Genomic DNA, 24,018 nt, shown 5'->3' with positions numbered 1-24,018 from the left:
GCCGGTTCGCGGCACGCCCCGCCGTGGACGCCTCAGCCGCCGAACGCGCGCTCGAGCGCGCCCTGCACCTGGGTGAGGGCCAGCCAGGCGAAGAGCAGCGCGCAGATGCCCATGAGGACGTTGACGACCGGCCCGTTGCGCCACTCCTGCGGGGTCCGCGAGGTGTTGAGGATCCACAGCAGGGTGACGGCGAGGAAGGGCATGAAGAACGCCCCGAGCACGCCGTAGGCCAGGATGAGCCACACCGGCTGCCCCAGGAAGAGCATGATCATGGGCGGGAAGGTCAGCCAGAGGATGTAGGCGCGGTACCAGGTGCCGCCCAGCCGGGTGCTCGGGTGGTCCTTGGGGAGCTTGCGGGCGTGGCCGACGAAGTCGGCGAACATCATCGACACGCCGTTCCACACGCCCACCAGGGAGCTCATGGCGGCTGCCCAGAAGCCGACGAGGAAGACCGTGCCGGCCCACGTGCCATACCGGTCGCGCAGGACCTCGGAGAGGTCGAGCAGACCCTCGTCCCCGGTCTCGACCGCGATGCCGGCGGAGTAGAGCAGCTCGGCTCCGACGATGAGCGTGGAGATGACGAAGATGCCGGTGACGGTGTAGGCGACGGTGTTGTCCAGGCGCATGACCCGCATGTGGCCGGGGGTGGTCCAGCCCTTCTCCCGGATCCAGTAGCCGTAGGCCGCGAGCGTGATGGTGCCGCCCACACCACCCGCGACGGACAGGACGTTGACGAGGCCCCCCTCGGGGATCCGCGGGACCAGGCCGGCGATGAGCTCGGGGATGTTGGGGAGGGTGAGCAGCGCGGCCAGGAACATCGTCACGAACATGATGCCCACCAGTGCCGCGCAGAGCTTCTCGAAGAAGGCATACCGGCCGAACCACACGAGTGCCGCGCCGATGAGGCCGGAGAGGACACCCCAGCCGGTGACCGAGAGCCACGGGAAGAGGCTGTGCAGCGGCAGGCCGGTGCCGGCCATCGCGGCGGCGCCGTAGACGAAGCCCCAGATGACGATGTAGGGGGCGAAGTACCAGCTCGTCCACCTGCCGAGGGTGGCCCACCCCTCGTAGATCGTGTTGCCGGTCGCGAGGGAGTAGCGGCCGGCGCCCTCGACGAGGACCACCTTGAGCAGACAGCCGACGACGACCGCCCAGAGCAGGGCGTAGCCGAAGCGCTGCCCCGCGATGACGGTGGCGACGAGGTCGGCGGCGCCCACGCCCGTGGCGGCGACGATGAGGCCCGGACCGACGAGGCTCCAGCCCGCCCGCGAGCTCTTGGTGGTCTGCGACGGCGATGTCATGGGTCCTGTCTACACGAGGCGGGGGGCGGGGCCGTGGCGTTCCCGCGCGGGGTCGGGGGTGTCGTGACACGCTGAGGTATGCGCGTGAGCGAGCTGTGGAGGTATCCCGTGAAGTCCTTCGGCGGGGAGTCGGTGGGCGAGTCCGTGGTCGAGCCGTGGGGGCTGGAGGGGGACCGGCGCTGGGGTGTCGTGGGGCCGGACGGCTTCCCGGTGACCGCCCGTGAGTGCCACGAGCTGCTGGGGCTGACCGCGACGACCGTGGACGAGGAGACCATCCGGATCACGGCGCGGGACGGCGACTCCATCCTCGTGGAGACCCCGCTCGGGGTGCCCCCGGTCCCGGTCGGCCACTCGCGGCAGGGGTTCGCGCCGCCGGCCGACCAGGACGTGAGCGAGTGGGTCACCGCCAAGGCGGGCCGAGGGCTGCGCCTGGTGTGGCAGGAGGACCCGACCGTCCGCCGGATCTCCGGTGCGCACGGCGGCCAGGAGGGCGAGTCGGTGTCGCTCGCCGACACCGGGCCGCTGCTGCTCACGACCGAGGCGTCGCTGCGCCGGTTGGACGACTGGATCATCGAGGGCGGGGGCGAACCGGTCCCGATGGGCCGCTTCCGCCCCAATGTCGTCGTCGGCGGCGATCTCGAGCCGTTCGCCGAGGACACCTGGGAGTTCGTCACGGTCGGCGAGGTCCGCTACCGCCGGACCGAGCTGTGCGACCGGTGCGTCATGACGCAGATCGACACCCAGACGCTGGAGACGGGCAAGGAGCCGATCCGCACCCTGGCCCGGCACCGCAGGTGGGACGGCACCACGTGGTTCGGCATCCGGCTGGTGCCCGTGGGGCTGACCGGCGGGCGGGGGAGGGTCGCCCTCGGGGACGAGCTCGTGCCGGAGTCGACGGAGGGGCGATGAGGTCGGAGGTCATCTGGGCGACGTGGCTCTACGCGGCACTGGTGGTGCTCGGTGTCCTGTGGGTGGTCGTGGACGACCACGTCGCGTCCCGCGCCACCGCCTCCGGACTGGTCGGGGGAGCGTCCGCCGCGCTGCTGCTCACGAGGCCTCCTGAGATGCTCGAACCAGACGGGCCACCGAGGCCGCTCCGCGGCTGACCTGGCCATAGCCTGCTCGGAGGAGCGGCATGCAGGAGAGCGGCGTCGAGCGCCGCCGTCACAGCGGCGCGGTCACCGCTCCACCCGTGGTCATCTGCCCCGAGAAGTCCTAGATTGCGTTCCATGGCACCGAACGCCGAACGCCACGACCTCATCGACTCTCTGGACCGGCACCGAGGCTTCCTCCTGCAGACGGCAGACGGGCTGAGCGAGGCCCAGGCGCGGACGGCGAGCACGGTCAGCGCGCTGACGATCGCCTCCATCCTCAAGCACGTCGCGGACACCGAGGAGGAGTGGATGCAGTTCGCCCTGCGCGGTGCCGAGGCCTTCGGCAGCGTCTACGAGCAGGACGTCGACTGGGAGGCGGTCGACGCCGCGGCCGCCCAGGGGGAGGACTGGGGTGAGTGGGAGGACACCCGCTTCGAGGTCGGCGAGGCCGAGACGATGCCGGTGCTCAGGGAGCGCGTCCTGGCCGTGGGCCGGGAGACCTCGCGGATCCTGGAGGAGGCGGACCTCGACGCGACTCACCCGCTGCCGCAGGCCCCATGGTTCGAGGAGGGGGCGTCGTGGTCGGTGCGCCGGGTGGCGCTGCACATGCTCGCGGAGATCGCCCAGCACGCCGGGCACGCCGACATCATCCGGGAAGCGATCGACGGGCAGCGCACCATGGGGTGAGGGGTCGGGCACCGCGTGGCTGATGAGCACTGGGCGTGTCGCCGGACATGCTGTCGCTGCCGGCCGCGGGGGTCGGCTGCGGGGCGGGATCGTCAGAGGTGCCAGGTGACGGAGCCGCCGGTGACGGTGGCGGTGAGGTCGTGCTGGTGGACGTGGGTGTGGTGTCGCCCGCACAGCAGGGTCATCCGGTCCACGTCGGTCTGACCACCTCGGGCCCAGTGATCGACGTGGTGGCTGTCGCACCACTGCGGAAGGGCGCTGCAGCCGGGGAACGAGCAGCCCTGGTCCCGGACGGCCAGGGCTTTCCACTGCGCCGGGGTGGCGTAGCGGGCGTCGCGACCCATCGCGAGCGGAGCGCCGTCGGCGGACAGCCACACCGGTGTCACGTCGGCACTGCAGGCGAGCTCGCCGGCCTGCCGGGGCGGCACGTAGTCACCTGTGGCCGTCGTGGCCGGACCGGAGGGCACCCCACGCTCGGGGTCGAAGGGGATCACCAGCAGGACCGTGGCCCGTGCCGTCGAGGGCGGTGCCCCCGGGTTGCCGATCCCCCTGTGGATGGTGGTGGCCAGCGCGTCGAAGCGTCGCTGGGCGGGTGTCCTCGTGTCCGGCTCAAGGACCTGGCCCTGCGCGTCCTTGACCGGGGCGGGGGCGGCCAGGGCCGAGGTGAGCACGCCGTTGATCGTGGCGGCGACGCCGTCGGGGGCATCGATCGTGACCCGGGTCAGCCCGGGGCCGACCCTGCGGGTGGTGACCGAGCGCAGCTCGTGGGCGGTCCGCTCGAGCTCACCCGGCCTCGCCTCGTGGAGGAGGTCCTCGACGAGCTGGTGGCAGACCCGGGCCAGGTCCTTGTCCGGCAGGTCGCGGCGCGCGGCGGCCCGGGTCGCGATCCGCGCGTAGGCCTCCCGCTGGTCGATGTCGAGCGAGCCCTCCAGCCGTCTCATCGTCCGGGCGACCAGCGCCGCCCGGTGCACCGGCACGCTCCCGTCGCGGACGGCGTCCCCGATCTGCGCCGTGGCGGGCGACTCGCACGCCCGCACGACATCGGTGATCTGCGCGGCGTCCTGCGTGCTCAGCCACGGGCACCGCGCCCGCAACCAGTCCGTCAGCGACAGCGCGAGGTCCTGGTGCAGGCCCCGGGCCGCGGCCTCCCGCGCCAACGTGAACCCCACCGCCCCCAGCTGCGTGGCGAGCCTCCCGACCGACTCGATCGCGTCCACCAGGGCGTCGTCCAGGACGGTCACGGCCTCCTCGGCGCGAAGGGCCGCCCGCCCCAGCGCGGACCGCGCCTGGACCAGACCATCGTGCAGCTCCCGCGCCGGCAGGTCCCGACCCCGCCCCTCCAGCAGGTCGTAGACCTCGGCCATGAACGCCTCGTACGCCACCGCGTCCAACCGGTCGATCTCGTCCAACGGGCCCTCGTCGACCTCACCAGCCCCGCCCCCGCCGGCGGTGCTCACCACGGAGGCCGAACACGCGTCCTGCCGGCCCGGCTGCCCTCCCCCTCGCCTCTCCATGAACCCACTCAACCAGCCACCACCGACATACCCGCTGACCTGCGGCGACCCCGCCCGAGAACCCTCCGCGGCCCGGATGGTCGCCCCGACGCAGACCGGGACCCGGCGCACGGCGTGCACGCGACGACATCGAGGTCGTGCCCACTGTCGGTCCGTCGTCGTACAGTGAGCCGTATCACCCAATGACGGGAGGCGCGACGTGGCGCGTGCAGGTCGGCAGCAGACCGAAGAGCTGACCCCCAGGTCGGCCCGGGCCGAGATGACCCGGGAGATCTCGCAGCGCCATGCCGGGGAGCGCGGGCCGCTCCTGGAGATCCTCCACGCCGTCCAGGCCGAGCACGGCTACATCGCCGACGAGGACGTCATGGAGATCGCCGACCTCCTCAACCTGTCGGTGGCCGAGGTGCACGGCACCGTCAGCTTCTACCACGACTTCCGGCGCCGTCCGGCGGCCGACCATGAGGTCCACGTCTGCCGCGCCGAGGCGTGCCAGGCCGTGGGGGCCGCTGAGCTCTGGGCCGCGGCCGAGGAGCGCTTCGCCCACCGCGAGGACGTCGAGGTCCGGGAGGTCTTCTGCTTCGGCAACTGCGCCCTGGGGCCTAGCGCCAGCATCGACGGCCGGCTCCGGGGCCGCGTGACCGTCGACGACCTCGCCACCGCGGAGTCAGGCTGGTCCCGATGACCACCGTCTGGGTCCCCTCCGACTCCTCGGCCCGCGCCGTCGGTGCCGACGAGGTGGCCGCCGCCCTCGCCGAGGTCGAAGGGGTGAGCGTCCGTCGCAACGGCACCCGGGGCATGCTCTGGCGCGAGCCGCTCGTCGAGGTCGAGACCGACCGCGGCCGGGTCGGCTACGCCACCGTCGCGGCCGACGACATACCTGCCCTCCTCGAGGCCGGCATGCTCTCCGGTGCCGACCACGAGACCTGCATCGGTGTGGTCGACGAGGACCCGTGGCTCACGGCCCAGGACCGGGTGAGCCTCGCGCGCATCGGGGTGGCCGAGCCGACCGACATCCACGCCTACGAGGCCCAGGGCGGGTGGGCCGGGCTGCGCCGGGCGGTCGAGTTGGACCCGGCCGACGTCGTGGAGGAGGTGGTGGCCTCCGGGCTGCGCGGCCGAGGCGGGGCAGGATTCCCCACAGGCATCAAGTGGCGCACCGTCCTGCAGGCGCGTGACGGCGGTGCCGATCAGGCGTTCGTCGCCTGCAACCTCGACGAGGGGGACTCGGGCACCTTCGCCGACCGCATCCTGGCCGAGGGCGACCCGTTCACCCTCGTCGAGGGCATGACCATCGCCGCGGTCACCGTGGGCGCCACCGAGGGCTACATCTACTGCCGGAGCGAGTATCCCGACGCGATCGCCCGGTTGCGCGACGCCATCGCGGTGGCCGCCGAGCACGGCTACCTCGGTGACGACGTCGCCGGCAGCGGCCGGTCCTTCCGGCTGCAGGTGCGGGTCGGTGCCGGCGCCTACATCTGCGGCGAGGAGACCTCCATGCTGGAGTCCCTCGAGGGCCGCCGCGGCGAGGTCCGCGCCAAGCCGCCGATCCCGGCCCTGCACGGCCTGTGGGACAGCCCGACGGTCGTCAACAACCTGCTCTCCTTCGCCGCGATCCCGATGATCCTCGCCGACGGCGGCGAGGCCTACGCCGCCCGCGGTGTCGGCCGCTCGCGCGGCACGCAGGTCTTCCAGCTCGCCGGCAACATCGCCCGTGGCGGTGTCTACGAGGCACCGCTCGGCATCACCCTGCGCGAGCTCGTTGAGGACATCGGGGGCGGCACCCGCACCGGCCGTCCGGTCCGTGCGGTCCAGGTGGGCGGTCCGCTGGGCGCCTACCTCCCGGCCGACCGGTTGGACGTCCCCATGGGCTACGAGGAGCTCGCCGAGGCCGGTGGCATGCTCGGCCACGGTGGCCTCGTCGTCTTCGACGACACCGTCGACATGGCCCGGATGGCCCGCTTCGCCATGGAGTTCTGCTCGGTCGAGTCGTGCGGCAAGTGCACGCCGTGCCGCATCGGTTCCACCCGCGGCGTCGAGACGATCGACCGGATCACCAGCACCCCCGCCGGCGCCGAGGGACGCGACCAGCTCTTCGTGCTCCTCGAGGACCTCTGCGCCACGATGACCACCGGCTCGCTGTGCGCCATGGGCGGCCTCACGCCCGTCCCGGTCCGCAGCGCCCTCACCCACTTCCCGGAGGACTTCGGAGGGAGCCCACGATGACCGCCATCATCCCCACCGCCGAGCAGGTCGCCAGCCAGCTCGGCCGGGCCAGCCGCGACGGCGACGGCGCCGGTATGCCGGGGGTCACCCCCGGTGCGGCCGGCGCCACCGACGGGGCGACGGGCGCGGCATACCTGCCCGAGCCCGACTTCGGCACCCCGCAGGTGCGCAGCGGGACGACCGTCACCCTCACCATCGACGACCGCGAGGTCACCGTGCCCGAGGGCACCTCGGTGATGCGGGCCGCCCGCGAGGCCGGCATCCAGGTCCCGAGCCTGTGCGCCACCGACTCGCTCAAGGCCTTCGGCTCCTGCCGTCTGTGCCTCGTCGAGGTGGAGGGCGGCAAGGGCACGCCCGCCTCCTGCACCACCCCCTGCACCGACGGAGCCGTGGTCCGCACCCAGACGGAGGAGGTCCGGCGGGTCCGGCGGGGGGTGATGGAGCTCTACCTCTCCGACCACCCGACCGACTGCGCCGGGTGCTCCCGCGGCAGCTGTCAGATCGCCGCGCTCGCTCACCAGGCAGGGGTCGCGGAGGTGCGCTACGGTCTTCCCACCCCCCGGAGGGACGGGTCCCCCGCACTGCGCACGCGGGCGGAGGCCCCGTCCGGGGGGGTCCAGGAGGAGGACCCCGCCGGGGGCACCGGCGAGCGGGTCAGCGCCGGTCACGGCCCGGTCCTGGGTCGCGGCCCGGTCGACACCTCCAACCCCTACTTCGACTACACCCCGGACGCCTGCATCGCGTGCTCACGCTGCGTGCGCGCGTGCTCCGACATCCAGGGCACCTTCGCGCTCACGGTCGAGGGCCGTGGCCTGGCCTCCCGCATCGTGCCGGGGCCCACCGACTTCCTCGGCTCCGAGTGCGTCTCCTGCGGCGCCTGCGTGCAGGCCTGCCCGACCGACGCGCTCACCGAGAAGTCCGTGGTCAGCCTCGGTATGCCGAAGCGCACCGTCGAGACCACGTGCGCCTACTGCGGGGTCGGGTGCTCCTTCCGTGCCGAGGTCACCGACACCCGGGACGAGCAGACGGGGCAGACCCGGACCCAGGTCGTCCGCATGATGCCGCTCAAGGCGGGCAAGGCCAACGAGGGCCACTCCTGCGTCAAGGGGCGGTTCGCCTACGGCTACACCGACCACGAGGACCGCCAGCTCTCGCCCATGGTCCGCGACTCCATCGAGGACGAGTGGCGCGCGGTCTCCTGGGAGGAGGCGATCTCGCGGGTGGCGCAGGGCTTCCGGGAGATCCAGGAGCGGCACGGGGTCGGCTCGATCGGGGGCATCTCCTCCAGCCGGTGCACCAACGAGGAGGTCTACGTCGTCCAGAAGATGGTGCGCGCGGCCTTCGGCAACAACAACGTCGACACCTGCGCACGGGTCTGCCACAGCCCCACCGGCTACGGCCTCAACCAGACCTTCGGCACCTCCGCGGGCACCCAGGACTTCGCCTCGGTCGAGGACACCGACGTGGTCCTGCTCATCGGTGCCAACCCCACCGACGCGCACCCGGTCTTCGCCTCGCGGATGAAGCAGCGGCTGCGCGAGGGGGCGCAGATCATCGTCGCCGACCCACGGGAGATCGCCCTCGTCCGCTCCCCGCACGTCGAGGCGGCGCACCACCTCCCGCTGCTGCCCGGCTCCAACGTCGCCTTCGTCAACGCGATGGCCCACACGATCGTCACCGAGGGGCTGCACGACAAGGGGTTCCTGGAGGAGCGCTGCGAGGACGTCGAGGCATACCTCGACTTCATCCGGTCGCCGGAGAACTCGCCGGAGGCCACCGCGGAGGCGACCGGTCTGGACCCGGAAGAGGTGCGCGAGGCGGCGCGGCTCTACGCCGCCGCGCCCAACGGCTCGATCTACTACGGCCTCGGGGTGACCGAGCACAGCCAGGGCTCGACGATGGTCATGGGCATGGCCAACCTCGCCATGGTCACCGGCAACATCGGTCGGCCCGGCGTCGGTGTCAACCCGCTGCGCGGCCAGAACAACGTGCAGGGCAGCTGCGACATGGGCTCCTTCCCGCACGAGCTGCCGGGCTACCGGCACATCTCGCTGCCGGACGTCCGGGCGATCTACGAGGACCTGTGGGGCGTCACCCTCGACCCCGAGCCGGGGCTGCGGATCCCCAACATGTTCGACGCCGCCATCGGCGGCAGCTTCAAGGGGCTGTTCGTCCACGGCGAGGACATCGCCCAGTCCGACCCCAACCTGCGGCACGTGCGCGCGGCGCTGACCAGCATGGAGATGGTGGTGGTCCAGGACCTCTTCCTCAACGAGACCGCGCGCTACGCCCACGTCTTCCTGCCCGGCAGCAGCTTCCTGGAGAAGGACGGCACCTTCACCAACGCCGAGCGCCGCCTCGGCCGGGTGCGGCCGGTCATGCCGAGCCGGGTCGGCAAGGACGAGTGGCAGGTGGTCTGCGACATCGCCACGGCGATGGGCTACCCGATGGGGTATGCCTCCGCCTCGGAGATCATGGACGAGATCGCCGCCACGACGCCCACCTTCGCGGGGGTCAGCTTCGCGCGGCTCGACGCCGAGGGCTCGATGCAGTGGCCGGTCAACGACCGGGCGCCGCATGGCACCCCCACGATGCACGTGGACGAGTTCGTCCGGGGCAAGGGCAAGCTCATCCCCACCGTCTTCGTGCCGACGACCGAGACGACCAACCGACGGTTCCCGCTCGTCCTGACGACGGGGCGGATCCTCACCCAGTACAACGTCGGCGCCCAGACCCGTCGGACCGCCAACTCGACCTGGCACCCCGAGGACGTCCTCGAGCTGCACCCCGCGGACGCCGAGGTGCGGGGGATCCGCAGCGGCGACCGGGTCGAGCTCTCCAGCCGGGTGGGGACCACCACCCTCACCGCCCTCGTGTCGACCCGGATGCAGCCCGGGGTCGTCTACACGACCTTCCACCACCCGGTCACCGGGGCCAACGTCGTGACCACCGAGAACTCCGACTGGGCCACCAACTGCCCGGAGTACAAGGTCACCGCCGTCCAGGTCGGTGTCGCCAACGCCGGGCGCGACCGGGAGGGCGCCGAGCAGGTCAGCGACGGGCACGACACTCTCGACCCCGCGGTCGAGGTCGTCGGGACCCGCCGATGACCCGGGGCGGGACGGACCCGTCGGGGCAGCGGGCGCGTCCGCAGGAACCCTCGGGCGGCCTGCCCGACGGCCGACCGGCGCCCGACGAGCCGGACCTCGACGCCCCGACCGACGCCGACCCGGCCCCGACCCAGGGTCCGCCGACGGGAGAGGCCGCGGACGCGCAGGCCCGCCAGCGGCTGCCCGCCGAGATCCGGATGGGTGAGGACATCGCCCGGGCCATGGCGCACCACCCGCCGCAGCGGGCCGCCGAGGAGATCGCCACGCACATCCGCAAGTTCTGGGACCCGCGCATGCGGTCTTCCATCGTCGGGCGGGTCGAGGCCGGCGAGCCGATGGACGACCTGCTGCGGGCAGGGGTCGAGCTCTACCGCCAGGGCGAGATCGACCGCGCCGAGGTCGCCGAGCCCTCCGGCGGCTGACCCTCCTCAGGCCGCGTCGGCCCCGGCTCCACGGGCCTGCGGTGCGGCCTCCCCGGCCGAGGTGGCGCGACGGTGCCACACCCACAGGGCCGCCCCCACCACCGCGAAGAGCGCGCTGGTCAGCGCTGTCGTGAGCAGCGTGCCGGTGACCAGCGGGCTGATGACCCCGGCCAGCAGGGCGTTGAAGACGAGCGCCGCGAACGAGGCCATGGACGCCGCCGCGCCCCTCGCCTCGGGGAAGAGGTCGAGCATGGCCAGCTGCTGCACCGGGAAGGCCACCCCGATCGCCACCCCCATGGCGGCCGGCCCGAGCACCGCCCACGGCAGTGTCGGCGCCACCGCGCACAGCAGCACGTTGACAGTTACCGCCACCACGAGGCCGACCATGGTGACGTCCACCATGCGGGGCCCCTCCACCCGGCCGGCCAACCGGTTGGTCAGCATCGACCCGGTGACCATGCCGCCGATCATCGGGACGAAGAGCATCCAGAAGTCCTGCTCGCCGCGGCCCAGCAGGTCGACGACCACGATCGGCGCGGCCACGACGTAGAGGAAGTAGGAGGCGAAGACGAAGGCCGAGGAGAACGCCAGCCGCTGGAACCGGCCGGACCGCGCGACGTGGCCCAGCGACCGCAGCACCGCTCCCACCCGCAGCGGGCTTCGCCGCTCCTTCGGGTGGGTCTCGGGCAGCACGACGGCGGTGAGCACGGCCGCCCCCATGCCGTAGGCGGCGACGAACCAGAAGATCCAGTGCCACGGACCGAAGCGCAGGATCTCGCCGCCGATGACGGGCGCGACGGCTGGGGCGACGGCGAAGATCATCATGACCCTCGCCATGAGCTTCTGCGCCTCGGCGCCGGAGAAGAGGTCGCGGATGACCGCACGGCTGACGATCGTCGCGGCCCCGGCGAACAGCCCCTGGACGACGCGCGCCACCAGCAGCACCGTGAGCGTCGGGGCGAGCGCGCAGGCGACCGAGGCGACGACATACCCCACCAGCCCGCCGATCATCACCGGCTTGCGCCCCAGCGCGTCGGAGACCGGCCCGTGGAAGATGCTCATGAGCGCGAAGCTGAGCAGGTAGACGCTGGTGATCTGCTGCAGCGCCGCGGTGTCGGCGTCGAAGTCACGACCGATCGCCTCGAAGCCGGGGAAGATCGTGTCGATGGTGAACGGGCCGATCATCGCCAGGGAGGCGAGCGTCGTCGTGACCAGCAGGGTCGCGCGCCGGGGGTATGCCGCGGCGCCGGTCTGCGGGCCGCGGTCGGTGGACGTCACCGCCTCACGGTAGCCGCGGGACGGTGGACGTGTGTCGGTGGCCGGTCCTACATTCGAGAGTGTCCACCCCGGACGTGGCAGACGAGCGAAGGAGCACCCATGTCCACCCGTGAGAGCTATGCCGCAGGCACCCCCTGCTGGATCGACCTGATGGCCCCGGACGTCGAGGCGGCGAAGGAGTTCTACACCTCGCTGTTCGGCTGGAGCGCGCAGGACAGCCATGACGACGACGGCACCTGGATCTACACCAACTTCCTGCACGACGGCAAGGTCGCGGCCGGCCTGGGCCGCCAGCCGGAGGAGATGTCGGCGGCCGGGATGCCACCAGCCTGGAGCACCTACGTCGCGACCGACGACGTCGATGCCACCACGAGCAAGGTCGAGCAGGCCGGCGGGCTGGTGATGCTGCCGCCGATGGACGTCATGGACGTCGGCCGGATGGCCGTCTACGCCGACCCGGCCGGCGCCGTCGTCAGTGCCTGGCAGCCCGGCTCCCACCGGGGCGCCGAGGTCTGCAACGAGCCCGGCACCTGGTCCTGGAACGAGCTCATGACCCGCGACCTCGAGGCGGCGTCGGCGTTCTACTCCGCGGTCTTCGGGTGGGCCTACGAGGACATGCCGATGCCCTACGGCACCTACCGGGTCATCTCCGGCGGTGACGAGGGCGGTCTCGGTGGCCTCATGGCGATGCCCCCGAACGTGCCCGACGAGATCCCGAGCTACTGGACCGTCTACTTCAGCACCGACGACGCCGACGCCACGATCGCCCGGGTCAAGGAGCTGGGTGGCGCGCTGGTGCACGGACCCGACGACATGGCCGGGGTCGGGCGGATGGCCACGGTGTCCGACCCCCAGGGAGGGGTCTTCATGGTCATGCAGCCGGCGTCGTAGCTCTCGACGCTCCCTGCCCGGCGGCTAGGATCGAGCTCGGGGCGCGGGGTGGACAGCACCTGCGCCCTTCGTCGTGTCCAGCTGCAGCAAGGAGCCTTCGTGAGCGTCACCGGTATGGGTGCCATCCCCATCGAGGGCGGCTACGCCTTCCGCGTGTGGGCGCCGCACGCCACCGCCGTCAGCGTCGTCGGTGACTTCAACGGGTGGGACCCCGAGGCCCACGGCATGGCGTCCGAGGGCAACGGCCACTGGTATGCCGAGGTGCCGGGCGCGCGGATGTGGCAGGAGTACCAGCTGCTGGTGACCAACGGTGAGCAGACCTTCCATCGGATCGACCCGCGGGCGCTCGCCGTCACCAGCTCGGTCGGCAACGGCCTGCTCTACGACCACGGTGCCTTCGACTGGGAGGGCGACGACTTCACCCCGCCCCGCCAGCACGAGACCGTCGTCTACGAGACGCACATCGGCTCGTTCGTCGCCACCGACCACGGTCGCCCGGCTGACCTCGGTGACCTCATGGGCAAGCTCGACTACCTCGTGGGCCTGGGCGTCAACGCCATCGAGCTCATGCCGCTCATGGAGTTCGCCGGAGACTACTCGTGGGGATACAACCCGGCGCACGTCTTCGCCGTCGAGTCCAGCTACGGGGGCCCCGAGGCCCTCAAGACGTTCGTCCGGGAGGCGCACCGCCGGGGCATCGCCGTCTACATCGACGTCGTCTACAACCACTTCGGTCCCAGCGACCTGCCGACCTGGAAGTTCGACGGGTGGTCCGAGAACGGCAAGGGCGGCATCTACTTCTACAACGACCACCGCAGCGCGACCCCCTGGGGTGACACCCGCCCGGACTACGGGCGGCACGAGGTGCGCGACTTCATCCTCGACAACGCCCGGATGTGGCTGCGCGACTTCCACGCCGACGGGCTGCGGCTGGACATGACGCCCTACATGCGCCGCGTCGACGGCACCCACGGTGACGAGATCCCCGAGGGCTGGGAGATGATGCGCAGGATCGGGGAGATGGTGCGCACCGAGTTCCCCCGCCACCTCGTCATCGCCGAGGACCTGCACGGCGTCGCCGCCGTCACCTCGACCGAGCCCGGCGGGGCGGCCATGCACGCCCAGTGGGACAACCAGTTCGTCCACCCGGTCCGCGAGGCGCTCATCGCCGGCGACGACGGGCAGCGGTCGGTCGAGGCGGTGGCCCGGGCGGTGACGCATACCTATCACCACGCCTTCGACCGGGTCATCTACACCGAGTCCCACGACGAGGTGTCCAACGGCAAGGCGCGCATCACCTCCGAGGTGCAGGGGGACAACCCCGGCGGGTGGGACGCCCAGAAGCGCGCCACCCTCGGCGCGGCGCTCGTCCTCACCTCACCCGGACTGCCGATGCTCTTCCAGGGGCAGGAGTTCCTGGAGGACGAGTGGTTCCGCGACGACGTCCCGCTGGACTGGGAGCGCGCGTGGGGGTTCCGCGACATCACCCAGATGTTCCGCGACCTCATCGCGATGCGGCGCAACCGGGACGGCACGACCGCCGGCCTGTCCGGTGCCCGCACCACCGTGGTGGTCGCCGACGACGACACCAAGCTGCTGGCGTTCGTGCGCTCCACGGACGACGGCCAGCACGTCCTGGTCGCGGCCAACCTGTCGTCCCAGGCGGTGCGGCATCCGGTCGAGCTCCCGGGGGGTCGGTGGGAGGTGCTCTTCAACAGCGACGCGCAGACCTACAGCCAGCTGTTCGGGGACCACCAGTCGCCGGCCATGGACATCGAGGACGGTCAGGGGATCCTCGACGTCGGGCCCTGGTCGGTCGTCGTCTACGCCCCGGTCTGAGACGACGTGTCGTCGTCGTCGACGTCCCGGCGCATCGTGTCGGGAGTCAGCCCGTGCTCGAGGCCCCAGCGGACCGCCTGCGACCGGCGGGTCACCCCCATCTTGCGGTAGGCCGTCCGGATGTAGGTCTTGACCGAGTTGATGGACAAGTAGGTCCGCATCGCGATGTCGTTGTTGGTGAGCCCCTGCGTGATGAGCGTGACGATCTCGGCCTCCCGCGCCGACAGGCCCTCGACCCGCCCCGGCCAGTCGCCGGGGGAGTGCGGCTCGGGGTTCGGGAGTCGGCTGGTCGCCGGCTCGACCACGACCTCCCCCGAGGCCACCCGCTCCAGGCACTCCACCAGCTCGGCGCCGCTGACCGTCTTGCCGATGTAGCCGCGGCACCCCTTGGCGAGCGCGATCTCGACGAGGGCCGGGTCGACGTTCCAGGTGTAGACGACGACAGCCCCCGGGTCGTCGCTCTCGAGCACCTCGTCGAAGTCGTCCCCGTCGACCTGCGGCTCGGAGAAGGTGTCGTAGAGGGTCACGTCGACCGACTGCTCGACCTCCGACTGAGCCCCCAGCTCGACCACCGAGACCCGGTGCTGGAAGGGTTCGAGCATGGCCTGGAGGCCCCGGACGACCACCTCGAAGTCGTTCATCAGGGCCACGCGGAGCGGCTCTGTCCCAGCCATGCCCCGCACCTTACGCGGGGGCAGGGGGGCCTGGCACGCCGAACCGCCTCGGTCGGCGGCCCGAGAACCACCCTTTGGGATGTAGTGACCGTCCAGATGGGCTGCCTATGATTCGGCGCGTGCCCGTGACTGTTGCTGTGCTGACCATGACGCGCGGGCATCACGACCACCTGCTGGCCCAGGTAGACGGCCTGTCGGTAGGGACGATGCCGCCCGCGTTGCACGTCGTCATCTCCATGGGAGACCGCGACCTCACCCGTGGTCGGCTTCCCCTCGGGACCGACCGCTGGCAGACGATCGTCAAGCCGGTGACCACCGACCGGCGCGCTCTGCCCTACGCCGCCGCCCGCAACCGCGCTGCCGAGCTCGCCGTGGAGCAGGGCGCCGACGTCCTTGTCTTCCTCGACGCCGCGGTCATCCCCGGACCGCGCACGCTGGAGAGGTATGTCGCCGCCGTCACCGACCAGCGCGAGACGGGCACCCCCGCCGGTCCGGTGGTGTGGAGTTCGCCGGTCCTGAGGCTCCCGCCGCTGGAGAATCCCGCGCTGGGCTACCCCCTGCGCCAGATGCACGAGCTGAGCCTGCGGGCACCCGGCGCGCCCGCGCTCGCGCCCGGCGAGACGCAGGTGAACGAGCGCCTGCACCTCTTCACCCCGGCCAGCTTCGCGCTGAGCGCCGACCACTTCCACCAGACCGGCGGCTTCTGCACCGACTACGTCGGCCCGGGCCTGGAGGCGCACGACTTCGCCCACGTCGTGGACCGGGCGGGCGGGACGTTGGTCTGGGTCGGCGGCGCCGAGGCCTACCGCCAGCCCAGCGAGCGCCTGACGCCGGACCAGGAGGCACGCTACGCCCGGGCCCACGCCGCGGTCTGGCGCGAGCGGTGGGGCGCCGAGCCGGACCATCCGTGGCTCAGCCGGCTCGTGGGCGAGGGTGTCGTGCAGCGCGACGCCTCCGGCCGCATCCCCGTCCCGGCACGGCGGTGAGCCGCGCGCGGCGGGCGTGCACACTGGGTCCATGACCCCGCTGCCGCCGTTGGTCGAGCCCGGCCCGCCGCTGACGCCCGAGCAGGTGTCCCGCTACTCACGTCACCTCCTGGTGCCCGGCATGGGCATGAGCGCGCAGCGCCGCCTGCTGAACGCCAGCGTGGCCGTGGTGGGGGCCGGAGGGCTCGGCAGCCCGGTGCTCGCCTACCTGGCCGCCGCCGGCGTCGGGCACCTCACGGTGATCGACGACGACGACGTGGACGTCACCAACCTCCAGCGGCAGGTCATCCACCGCGCCGACGCCGTGGGCACCCCCAAGGGGGCCTCCGCCGAGGCCTTCGTCCGCGGGCTGAACCCGGACGTGTCGGTGAGCGTGCGGCGTACCCGGATCGACGCGGGCAACGCGCAGGAGCTGCTGCGCGGGCACGACGTCGTGCTCGACGGTGCCGACAACTTCCCGACCCGGTATGCCGTGTCCGACGCCTGCGTCGCCCTGGGGGTCCCCCTGGTGTGGGCCGCGGTGCTGCGCTTCGACGCCCAGCTGTCGACCTTCGTGCCGGGCGTCGAGGACGCCGTGTCCCTGCGGGACCTCTTCCCGGTGCCACCCCGCGCGGAGGACGTCCCCAGCTGCTCGGAGGCGGGGGTGCTCGGGGCGCTGGTCGGCCAGGTGGGCTCGATCATGGCGGCGGAGGTGGTCAAGCTGGTCTGCGGTTTCGGGGAGCCGCTGGTCGGTCGCATCCTGCTCATCGACGCGCTGACGCAGCGCACCAGGGAGGTACCCCTGCGTCCGGTCGGGGCCGTGGTGCAGCCGGAGCAGCGCGAGCAGCTGCGGCCGGTCGTGCCGCTGCCCGAGGTCGGCCCGGCGGAGGTGGCCGGGATGCTCGGCGCAGGCCTCCCGTCGGCTCCCGCCGGTGGTGGTGAGGCTCCCACCCGGCCCGACGTCATCGGCTCCTGCCCGACGGGCGACGGCACGGCGGGTGCGGCCCCCGTGGTGCTGGACGTGCGGGAGCCGGCCGAGCACGAGCTCGGGACCGTCCCCGGGGCGCTGCTCGTGCCGGTCGGTGAGGTCCTGAGCTGGGAGGACCTCGACCACCACCTGCCGCCCGGCCCGGTGGTCGTCTACTGCAAGGCGGGCCCGCGGGCCCAGCGTGCGGCGGCCCACCTGGTGCGGCTCGGGCACGGGGACGTCAGCGTCATGACCGGCGGGATCCTCGCGTGGATCGAGCAGGTCGACCCGACCCTGCCGACCTACTGATGCCCTCCTGGTGACCTCCTCATGACCCCGGTGGAGCCGCGCGGTGAGCACGGCGGCCGTGAGCCCGAGGGCGGGGCCGGCCAGCGTCGCGGAGGTCTCGGGGGCGAGCTGCCCGACGTCGACCTCGTCGTCCTGGCCGGGGGCCGGGGGGAGCGCCTCGGCGGGGCCGACAAGGCCGCGCTCGTCGTGGAGGGCCGGAGCCTCCTGGACCGCGTGCTCGACGCCGACCTCGGCGGTCGCGTGGTGGTGGTCGGTGACACCCCCGTCCCGACGGGTGTCGAGCGCACCCTCGAGGACCCTCCGGGCGGTGGCCCGGTGGCCGGGATCGCCGCGGGGTTGGAGGCGCTCGAGGCCCGTCCCGCCGGTCGTCCGACGGCCTGGGTCGCGGTCTGCGCCGTCGACCAGCCGCAGGCCGCCGGGGTCCTCGCCCGGCTGAGGGCCCAGCTGCCCGGGGCGGGGACCGGCGTCGACGCCCTCTGCCCCTCCGACGGCACCGGGCGCCGCCAGTGGTTGCTGGCGGTCTACCGGCGCCCGGTCCTGGAAGCGGCCCTGCGCAGGATCGGGCAGGCCCACCACGCGTCCGTGCGCTCCCTCGTCGCCGACCTGCGCTGGGGCGAGGTCGAGGTCGACCCCGGTCGTCTCGGCGACATCGACACCTGGGAGGACCTCCGGCGCTGGGAGTAGCCGTCCCCGGAGTGCGGGGGCGAGCCGCTCGCGCCTGGAGGTCACGGGCCTCGGCAGGGCACCGGCGGGGACGCGGCATACCGGCGCGTCTGCAAGACTGGCGCCATGGCGACGGTGAGGTTCTTCGCCGCGGCCGCCGAGGCCGCCGGCACCGAGAGCGAGCACGTCGAGGCGGATGACCTCGGCTCGTTGCTCGCCGCCCTGCGCGAGCGGCACGGGGCCGAGCTCACCCGGGTCCTGGCCCTGAGCACCGTCCTGCACGACGGCCAGTACGTCGCCGACCCGGCCCTGCCGCTGCACCACGACGCCGTCGTCGACGTGCTGCCCCCCTTCGCCGGCGGCTGAGCCGCTCGCCTGCAGCGCCACGCCGGACCCGCACGCCACCTGGCCGCACGCACCCCTGGCACGGGCCGGCCGTTGCCCTCCGCCCCCCGCCTTGACAGGCACTGGCACGTACCGTTTGCTAGGAGGGATCTCATAAGTGCATCTCAAGATGCTCAGATGAGCAGCCGTGGAGCCGACGGCCGGGCGGGGTGTGCGAGCCTTGGTCCAGGTGTCGGTCGCCGGGCCCGAGCGGGTCCGGCACCCCTGACGAAGGAGTCACCGCATGCGACCAGAGCCGTCCGCACCCGCCTCCCGACGACCGTCTCCGGTGCGCGCAGGCAGGGCGGTGGCGCTCGTCGGTGCGATGTCGCTGCTGGCCCTGGCCGGGTGCAGCGGCGAGGAGGAGACCGGCCCCGACACGCTGACCGTCGCCGTCGTCGACAACGGCGACCTGGACGTGCTGCAGGAGCTGAGCACCGCCTTCCTCGACGAGCACCCCGGCGTCGAGATCGAGTGGGTCCGCCAGGGGGAGAACGAGCTGCGGGAGACGGTCTCGACCGACGTCGGCACGGGCGCCGGCCGTTTCGACGTGGCGTCCGTCGGCACCTACGAGGCCCAGGTCTGGGCCGGCCAGGAGCTGTTGACGCCCCTGACGGACATGCCCGAGGGCTTCGACCCCGAGGCCTTCGTGCCCGAGGTGCGCGACGCGCTCAGCACGGACGGGACGATGCAGGCGGCGCCCTTCTACGGCGAGTCCAGCGTGACGATGTACCGCACCGACCTGCTCGAGGAGGTCGGCGTCGAGATGCCCGACCAGCCGACGTGGGAGGACGTGCTCGCTGCCGCCACCGCCGTCGACGAGCAGACCGACACCGCCGGGGCCTGCATCCGTGGCAAGGCCGGCTGGGGCGAGAACGGCGCCGTCCTCACCGCGATGGCCCACTCCTACGGCGCGCGCTGGTTCGACGAGGACTGGCGTGCCGAGCTCGACAGCGAGCAGTGGCACGCGGCCGCCGAGACCTACCTCGCCCTCGCCGCCCTGGCGCCCGAGGGTGTCGCCGAGGCCGGCTACAGCGAGAATCTCGCCCTCTTCCGGGAGGGGGAGTGCGGGGTCTGGGTCGACGCCACCTCGGCCGCCAGCTTCGTCACCGACCCCGAGGCCTCGACGGTGGCCGAGGACGTCGGCTTCGTCATGGCGCCGGGCACCCCGGAGGGCCGCCCGAGCAACTGGCTGTGGTCGTGGGCGCTCGCCATCCCCGCGTCCTCGGACAACAGCGAGCTCGCGCGGGAGTTCGTCACCTGGGCGACGTCCAGCGAGTATGCCGCGCTCGTCGCCGAGGACCGGGGCTGGGCGGCGGTCCCGCCGGGGAGCCGGGTCGACCTCTACGACAACCCTGACTACCGGGAGGCGGCCGAGCCGTTCGCCGAGCTGACCCTGGAGTCGATCCGCACCTCGGACATCACCGAGCCGAGCACGGAGCCGGTCCCCTACGTCGGCATGCAGTACGTCGACGTGCCGGCCTTCCAGAGCCTCGGCAACGCCGTGGGGCAGCAGATGACCCAGGCGATCGCCGGCGACCTCGACCTGGACGAGGCGCTGGAGCGCAGCCAGTGGGTCGCGGACCAGACCATCGAGCAGACCAGGCTGCTCGCCGACCAGGAGGACGCCGAGGCCGACTCCGAGAGCACCGAGGACTGAGAGCGATGGCACGGACCACCGAGCAGATCGACCGCCAGATCGCCAACACCGACCCCGAGCTGCTGCCCGTCGGCGAGCACGAGAAGCACGGGGCCAAGCACTTCGCCGGCCTCTACGCCGCCGAGAACGTCGCCGGGACCGAGTTCGTCTTCGGGGCCACCTTCGTCATCCTCGGTGCCGGGATCTGGGACGTGCTCATCGGGCTGCTCATCGGCAACGCCCTGGCCGTCCTCACCTTCTGGCTCATCACGACCCCGGTCGCGCGGGAGGTCGGGCTGAGCGTCTACACCTACCTGCTGCGGTTCGGCGGAGGCTCCATCTCCCGGATCTACAACCTCGCCAACGCCATCGTCTTCGCCGTCATCTCCGCGGCCATGCTCACCGTGTCGGCGACCGCCGTCCAACGGGTGATCGGCATCCCGACCCAGGCGGAGGCATACCCCACCCATCTCGGTTTCGTCATCCTCGTCGTGGCCTTCAGCGTCGTCGCCGTGCTCGTCGCAGTGTTCGGGTTCAACGCGCTCGCCGAGTTCGCGACGATCTGCGGGCCCTGGCTCGCGACGATGTTCACCGTCGGTGGCCTCGTGCTGCTGCCGGCCGTCGCCGAGTCGGTCACCGGCGTGACGACGATCAGCAGCTTCAGCGAGTTCGTCGACATCGCCGGCGCGACGGTCTTCACCGGCGTCACCCCCGAGGGGGAGCCCGGCATCGGGATGCTCGAGGTCGCCGGCCTGGCCTGGGCGGCCAACAGCTTCGCCCACGCGGGGATGATCGACATGGCGCTGCTGCGCTACGCCCGCAAGGGGTGGCACGGGCTCATGACCTCGACCGGCATGCTCTTCGGGCACTACGTCGCCTGGTTCTCCGCCGGCCTCATGGGCGCGGCCACCGCCGCGCTCACGCTGACGAGCATCACCGTCCTGTCCCCGGGCGACGTGTCCTGGGTGGCCCTCGGGTATGCGGGGTACGTCACCGTGGTCGTCGCGGGATGGACGACCGCCAACGCCAACCTCTACCGGGCGGGGCTGGCCACCCAGGGAGTCTTCCCGTCGATGTCGCGCGGTCGGGCGACCCTCATCGTCGGCGTCATCGTCGTGGTCGTCGCGTGCTTCCCGTTCGTCTACCGCAACTACGCCCCGCTGGTCACCTGGGCCGGGGTCCTCCTCGCACCCGTCGGCGGCATCGTGTACGCCGAGCACAAGCTCTTCCCCCGCTTCGGCCTCACGGAGTACTGGGCGCGCTTCAAGGGGGTCACCAACGTGCCGGCGATCATCGCCTGGGCGGCCGCCTTCGGCGTGGGGGCGGTGCTGAACATCACCCAGATCATCTCCCCCTACTTCGCCTTCGTGCCGGCCTGGATCGTCGCCAGCCTGCTCTACATCGCGCTGGCCCGACGGGCCGGAGCGGCCGACGACTACACGGAGGAGGTGAAGGACAACGAGCTGTTCCTCGAACGCGCCCAGGAGTTCAAGCGCCGGCAGGCCGAGTCCCTGCCGGGGCACGTCAAGGACACGTCGACGCTGACCCGGATGCTGCGGGGCATCTGGATGCTCGCGCTCGCCGTCATCCTCGTCTACGCCCTGGTGGTGTTCCTCGACAGCCCCGACATCTACACCTACCTGACGCAGCGCAACACCTTCTACACCATCGCCATCACCGGCACGGTGGTCTACTTCGTCGCCGCCTACTGGGAGCTGCGGCGGGGCAAGGCGCTCGACCAGCGTGCGCACGAGCAGGCCCGCGCCGACGCCGGGAGCACCGGCGACGACGGCGAGGGCGGAGAGAAGGAGCCGGTCGGCGCGGCGGTCTGACCCTCGATCGGGGGCGAGCCGCTGGTGGTGGCTTAGCCGCCGATGGCGCTCATGGGCCGGGGCGGCTGCAGGAAGTCGGCCTGGTTGATGCCGTGCCCGGGCAGCTTGGCGGTGATCGAGGCGCGCAGCAGCGCGGCCAGCTCGTCGTCCGAGGCGCCCTCGCGCAGGGGGGTCCGCAGGTCGGTCTCCCCGGCGGCGAAGAGGCAGTTGCGGATCATGCCGTCTGCGGTGAGCCGGACCCGGTCGCAGCTGCCGCAGAACGGCATCGTCACCGACGCGATGGCGCCGACGGTGCCGAGCGGTTCGCTGCCGGGTGCGGCACCCAGGGGCCGGACGTCGAAGAGCTCGGCCGGTGCGCTGCCGCGCGACTCGTCCGGCTGGGCGGTGAGGTCGTAGCCGGTGCGCAGCTTGTCCAGGATCTCCGCGCCGCTGATCATCTGGGTGCGGTCCCAGCCGTGCTGGGCGTCCAGCGGCATCTGCTCGATGAAGCGCAGCTCGTAGCCGTGCTCGAGGGCGAAGGTCAGCAGCGCCACGACGTCCTCGTCGGCGTCGTTGACCCCGCGCATGAGGACGGTGTTGATCTTGACCGGGACCAGCCCTGCCGCGGCGGCGGCGTGGACCCCGGCGAGGGTGTCGGCGAGCCGGTCCCGCTTGGCGAGGGAGATGAAGACGTCGCGCCGCAGCGTGTCGAGGCTGACGTTGACCCTCGTCAGGCCCGCCTCGCGCAGGGCGGCGGCGTTCTTGGCCAGGCCGATGGCGTTGGTCGTCATGGAGATCTCGGGCGCCGGGTCGAGCGCGGAGAGGCCGGCGACGACGTCGACGAGGTCGCGGCGCAGCAGCGGCTCGCCGCCGGTGAGCCGGATCTCGTCGATGCCCATGGACACCGCCACGTCGGCGAGGCGCACGACCTCCTCGGTGGTGAGCATCGTCGCCCGCGGCAGCCAGGGCACCCCGTCCTCGGGCATGCAGTAGGTGCAGCGCAGCGAGCACCGGTCGGTCACCGAGATCCGCAGGTCGCGGTGGACCCGGCCGTAGCTGTCGACCAGCGGGTCGCGGGTCATCACGTGTGGTCACCCCCGCTGACCTGCGACAGCACGTGGCGCAGCAGCGGCCCGATGATGTCCATGCCCTCGGTCACCGCGGCCGGCCGGCCGGGCAGGTTGATGACGAGGGTGCCACCGACGCCGCGCTCGGCCGGCCAGTCGACGACGCCGACCACCCCGCGCGACACCGCCGCGTAGGGGGTCTGCCGGGACCCCTCCCGGCGCATGAGCTCGGCCATGCCGGGGTTCTCCCGGGTGATGACCTGACGGGTGCCCTCCGGGGTGAGGTCACGGGGCCCCATGCCGGTGCCACCCGTCGTCACGACGAGGCGGGCGCCGTCGGCGACGGCCGCGCGCAACGCGTCGGCGACCGACTCGACCCCGTCCGGCACGACGACCGAGGAGGAGACGGCATACCCGAGGTCGCGGAGCGCGGCGACCAGCAGCCGCCCGCTCTCGTCCTCGCGGCGTCCGTCGGAACTGCGGTCGGAGACGGTGATCGCCACGGCTCCCGTGCGCCCGGGCGTCGTCTCCTGCGTGTGCTCGCCAGCCTGCTGGCTCATCACGTCAGTCTAGGTGCGCGTCACAGCAGGCGCCCGACGGCCCGGTCCGCGTCGGTGAGGAAGCGCAGCACGACCTCGCGCTCGGCGTCGGTCAGGGAGGCCTCGACCTGGGCCAGCTCGGCGAACATCGGCATGAGGTGCCCCATGAGCTCCTCCCGCCCGCTGGGGGTGGCCACCACCGCCGTGCGGCGGCGGTCGGTCGGGTGCGGCTGGCGCTGGGCGTGCCCGCGGGAGACGAGCCGGTCCACGATCCCGCTGGCGGCGGCCGTCGTGACGCCGAGGCGCTGGGCGAGCTCGCTGGGTCCTGCCGGGTCCTCCATGAGGTGCTCGAGCACCGCGAGCTCGGTATGCGTCAGCCCGGCCCGGCGGGCGAGTGCCGGGGTGGCGCGGCGACCGCTGTCGAGCAGCCGGCGCAGGGTGTCCAGCACCGGGCCGGGCTGCCACGCGTCGACCCACCGGGTCTGCGGCCCCACCTCGGGGCGTGCCGCGCCCTGCGCGCCGGGACCCGGACCGGAGGTGCCTCCCGGACCGGACGCCGACGTCGTCTCCCGGCTCGTCACCGGGGCCGCCCCGTGCTACTTTCGGTCACTAGATTGCTCACTTGGTTAGGTACTTGCCTG

22 protein-coding genes are annotated in these 24,018 nt (G+C 72.5%); 15 read left to right on the top strand and 7 right to left on the bottom strand.

Annotation, left to right across the window (positions count from 1 at the left end; all coding sequences use genetic code 11):
- Positions 1-32 precede the first annotated feature (32 nt).
- Positions 33-1,301 (bottom strand): Nramp family divalent metal transporter, encoded by a 1,269-nt coding sequence (locus Q0967_RS13375; RefSeq protein ID WP_298750021.1) that lies wholly within the window; start codon positions 1,299-1,301, stop codon positions 33-35.
- A 78-nt stretch (positions 1,302-1,379) separates the two neighbouring features.
- Between Q0967_RS13375 and Q0967_RS13370 the strand changes: the two genes are divergently transcribed.
- The 3 genes from Q0967_RS13370 to Q0967_RS13360 all read left to right on the top strand — a co-directional run bounded on the left by Q0967_RS13370 (position 1,380) and on the right by Q0967_RS13360 (position 3,082).
- The gene (locus tag Q0967_RS13370; RefSeq protein ID WP_298750020.1) at positions 1,380-2,210 is read left to right on the top strand and encodes an MOSC domain-containing protein; all 831 of its coding nucleotides are present in this window, start codon (positions 1,380-1,382) and stop codon (positions 2,208-2,210) included.
- Positions 2,207-2,407 carry a hypothetical protein gene (locus Q0967_RS13365; protein ID WP_298750018.1) on the top strand — a complete coding sequence of 67 codons (201 nt, stop codon included), beginning with the start codon at positions 2,207-2,209 and terminating at the stop codon, positions 2,405-2,407. The genes Q0967_RS13370 and Q0967_RS13365 overlap by 4 nt, the downstream gene beginning before the upstream one ends.
- A gap of 123 nt (positions 2,408-2,530) precedes the next feature.
- Positions 2,531-3,082: a DinB family protein gene (locus Q0967_RS13360; RefSeq protein WP_298750015.1), complete on the top strand. Its 552-nt coding sequence runs from the start codon at positions 2,531-2,533 to the stop codon at positions 3,080-3,082.
- A 92-nt stretch (positions 3,083-3,174) separates the two neighbouring features.
- Here Q0967_RS13360 and Q0967_RS13355 read toward each other — a convergent pair whose 3' ends face one another.
- Positions 3,175-4,539: an HNH endonuclease signature motif containing protein gene (locus tag Q0967_RS13355; protein ID WP_298750013.1), complete on the bottom strand. Its 1,365-nt coding sequence runs from the start codon at positions 4,537-4,539 to the stop codon at positions 3,175-3,177.
- A 256-nt stretch (positions 4,540-4,795) separates the two neighbouring features.
- Here Q0967_RS13355 and Q0967_RS13350 point away from each other — a divergent pair, with 256 nt between their 5' ends.
- Genes Q0967_RS13350 through Q0967_RS13335 form a run of 4 tightly spaced genes read left to right on the top strand, consistent with a single transcriptional unit; the run spans position 4,796 to position 10,351 of the window.
- Entirely contained in the window at positions 4,796-5,278 is a 483-nt protein-coding gene (locus Q0967_RS13350; RefSeq protein WP_298750011.1) for an NAD(P)H-dependent oxidoreductase subunit E, read from the top strand.
- The gene (locus Q0967_RS13345) at positions 5,275-6,819 is read left to right on the top strand and encodes an NADH-quinone oxidoreductase subunit NuoF (RefSeq protein WP_298750009.1); all 1,545 of its coding nucleotides are present in this window, start codon (positions 5,275-5,277) and stop codon (positions 6,817-6,819) included. Before Q0967_RS13350 ends, Q0967_RS13345 begins: the two co-directional genes overlap by 4 nt.
- Complete coding sequence (gene fdhF, locus Q0967_RS13340; protein ID WP_298750007.1) at positions 6,816-9,929, top strand: formate dehydrogenase subunit alpha; 3,114 nt, start codon at positions 6,816-6,818, stop codon at positions 9,927-9,929. The genes Q0967_RS13345 and fdhF overlap by 4 nt, the downstream gene beginning before the upstream one ends.
- Positions 9,926-10,351 carry a formate dehydrogenase subunit delta gene (locus Q0967_RS13335; protein ID WP_298750005.1) on the top strand — a complete coding sequence of 142 codons (426 nt, stop codon included), beginning with the start codon at positions 9,926-9,928 and terminating at the stop codon, positions 10,349-10,351. Before fdhF ends, Q0967_RS13335 begins: the two co-directional genes overlap by 4 nt.
- A 6-nt stretch (positions 10,352-10,357) precedes the next feature.
- On the opposite strand, the gene Q0967_RS13330 is transcribed toward Q0967_RS13335, so the two are convergent.
- Positions 10,358-11,629 carry a multidrug effflux MFS transporter gene (locus Q0967_RS13330; protein ID WP_298750004.1) on the bottom strand — a complete coding sequence of 424 codons (1,272 nt, stop codon included), beginning with the start codon at positions 11,627-11,629 and terminating at the stop codon, positions 10,358-10,360.
- A gap of 99 nt (positions 11,630-11,728) precedes the next feature.
- Here Q0967_RS13330 and Q0967_RS13325 point away from each other — a divergent pair, with 99 nt between their 5' ends.
- Together Q0967_RS13325 and Q0967_RS13320 are read left to right on the top strand one after the other, a co-directional pair.
- Positions 11,729-12,520 carry a VOC family protein gene (locus tag Q0967_RS13325; RefSeq protein WP_298750002.1) on the top strand — a complete coding sequence of 264 codons (792 nt, stop codon included), beginning with the start codon at positions 11,729-11,731 and terminating at the stop codon, positions 12,518-12,520.
- Positions 12,521-12,619: 99 nt separating this feature from the next.
- Complete coding sequence (locus Q0967_RS13320) at positions 12,620-14,359, top strand: alpha-amylase family glycosyl hydrolase (protein WP_298749999.1); 1,740 nt, start codon at positions 12,620-12,622, stop codon at positions 14,357-14,359.
- On the opposite strand, the gene Q0967_RS13315 is transcribed toward Q0967_RS13320, so the two are convergent.
- Complete coding sequence (locus Q0967_RS13315; protein ID WP_298749997.1) at positions 14,344-15,033, bottom strand: response regulator transcription factor; 690 nt, start codon at positions 15,031-15,033, stop codon at positions 14,344-14,346. The two genes, Q0967_RS13320 and Q0967_RS13315, sit on opposite strands and share 16 nt — an antisense overlap.
- Positions 15,034-15,152: 119 nt before the next feature.
- Between Q0967_RS13315 and Q0967_RS13310 the strand changes: the two genes are divergently transcribed.
- The 6 genes from Q0967_RS13310 (at position 15,153) to Q0967_RS13285 (ending at position 21,792) form a co-directional block, all read left to right on the top strand.
- A complete protein-coding gene (locus tag Q0967_RS13310; RefSeq protein WP_298749995.1) occupies positions 15,153-16,019 on the top strand; it encodes a glycosyltransferase family 2 protein in 867 nt (288 codons plus the stop codon).
- 31 nt (positions 16,020-16,050) lie between these two features.
- Positions 16,051-17,274, top strand: a complete 1,224-nt coding sequence (locus Q0967_RS13305) for a ThiF family adenylyltransferase (protein ID WP_298749993.1) — start codon at positions 16,051-16,053, stop codon at positions 17,272-17,274.
- Positions 17,275-17,295: 21 nt separating this feature from the next.
- Complete coding sequence (locus tag Q0967_RS13300; RefSeq protein ID WP_298749991.1) at positions 17,296-17,958, top strand: molybdenum cofactor guanylyltransferase; 663 nt, start codon at positions 17,296-17,298, stop codon at positions 17,956-17,958.
- A gap of 105 nt (positions 17,959-18,063) precedes the next feature.
- Positions 18,064-18,303, top strand: a complete 240-nt coding sequence (locus tag Q0967_RS13295) for a MoaD/ThiS family protein (RefSeq protein ID WP_298749987.1) — start codon at positions 18,064-18,066, stop codon at positions 18,301-18,303.
- A gap of 307 nt (positions 18,304-18,610) precedes the next feature.
- Entirely contained in the window at positions 18,611-19,981 is a 1,371-nt protein-coding gene (locus tag Q0967_RS13290) for an ABC transporter substrate-binding protein (RefSeq protein ID WP_298749985.1), read from the top strand.
- A gap of 5 nt (positions 19,982-19,986) precedes the next feature.
- Positions 19,987-21,792 (top strand): cytosine permease, encoded by a 1,806-nt coding sequence (locus tag Q0967_RS13285; RefSeq protein WP_298749984.1) that lies wholly within the window; start codon positions 19,987-19,989, stop codon positions 21,790-21,792.
- A gap of 32 nt (positions 21,793-21,824) precedes the next feature.
- Here Q0967_RS13285 and moaA read toward each other — a convergent pair whose 3' ends face one another.
- Genes moaA through Q0967_RS13270 form a run of 3 tightly spaced genes read right to left on the bottom strand, consistent with a single transcriptional unit; the run spans position 21,825 to position 23,958 of the window.
- Positions 21,825-22,853 (bottom strand): GTP 3',8-cyclase MoaA, encoded by a 1,029-nt coding sequence (gene moaA / locus Q0967_RS13280; protein ID WP_298749982.1) that lies wholly within the window; start codon positions 22,851-22,853, stop codon positions 21,825-21,827.
- A complete protein-coding gene (locus tag Q0967_RS13275; protein WP_298749980.1) occupies positions 22,853-23,398 on the bottom strand; it encodes a molybdenum cofactor biosynthesis protein B in 546 nt (181 codons plus the stop codon). The genes moaA and Q0967_RS13275 overlap by 1 nt, the downstream gene beginning before the upstream one ends.
- Positions 23,399-23,418: 20 nt before the next feature.
- Positions 23,419-23,958: a MarR family winged helix-turn-helix transcriptional regulator gene (locus Q0967_RS13270; protein ID WP_298749978.1), complete on the bottom strand. Its 540-nt coding sequence runs from the start codon at positions 23,956-23,958 to the stop codon at positions 23,419-23,421.
- Between the last annotated feature and the right edge of the window lie 60 nt (positions 23,959-24,018).

The sequence above is a fragment of the uncultured Serinicoccus sp. genome, from assembly GCF_947500995.1.
Classification (GTDB): domain Bacteria; phylum Actinomycetota; class Actinomycetes; order Actinomycetales; family Dermatophilaceae; genus Ornithinicoccus.
Note: the sequence above shows the minus strand (reverse complement) of the source record. Positions and strands in the feature narration are given on the sequence as shown.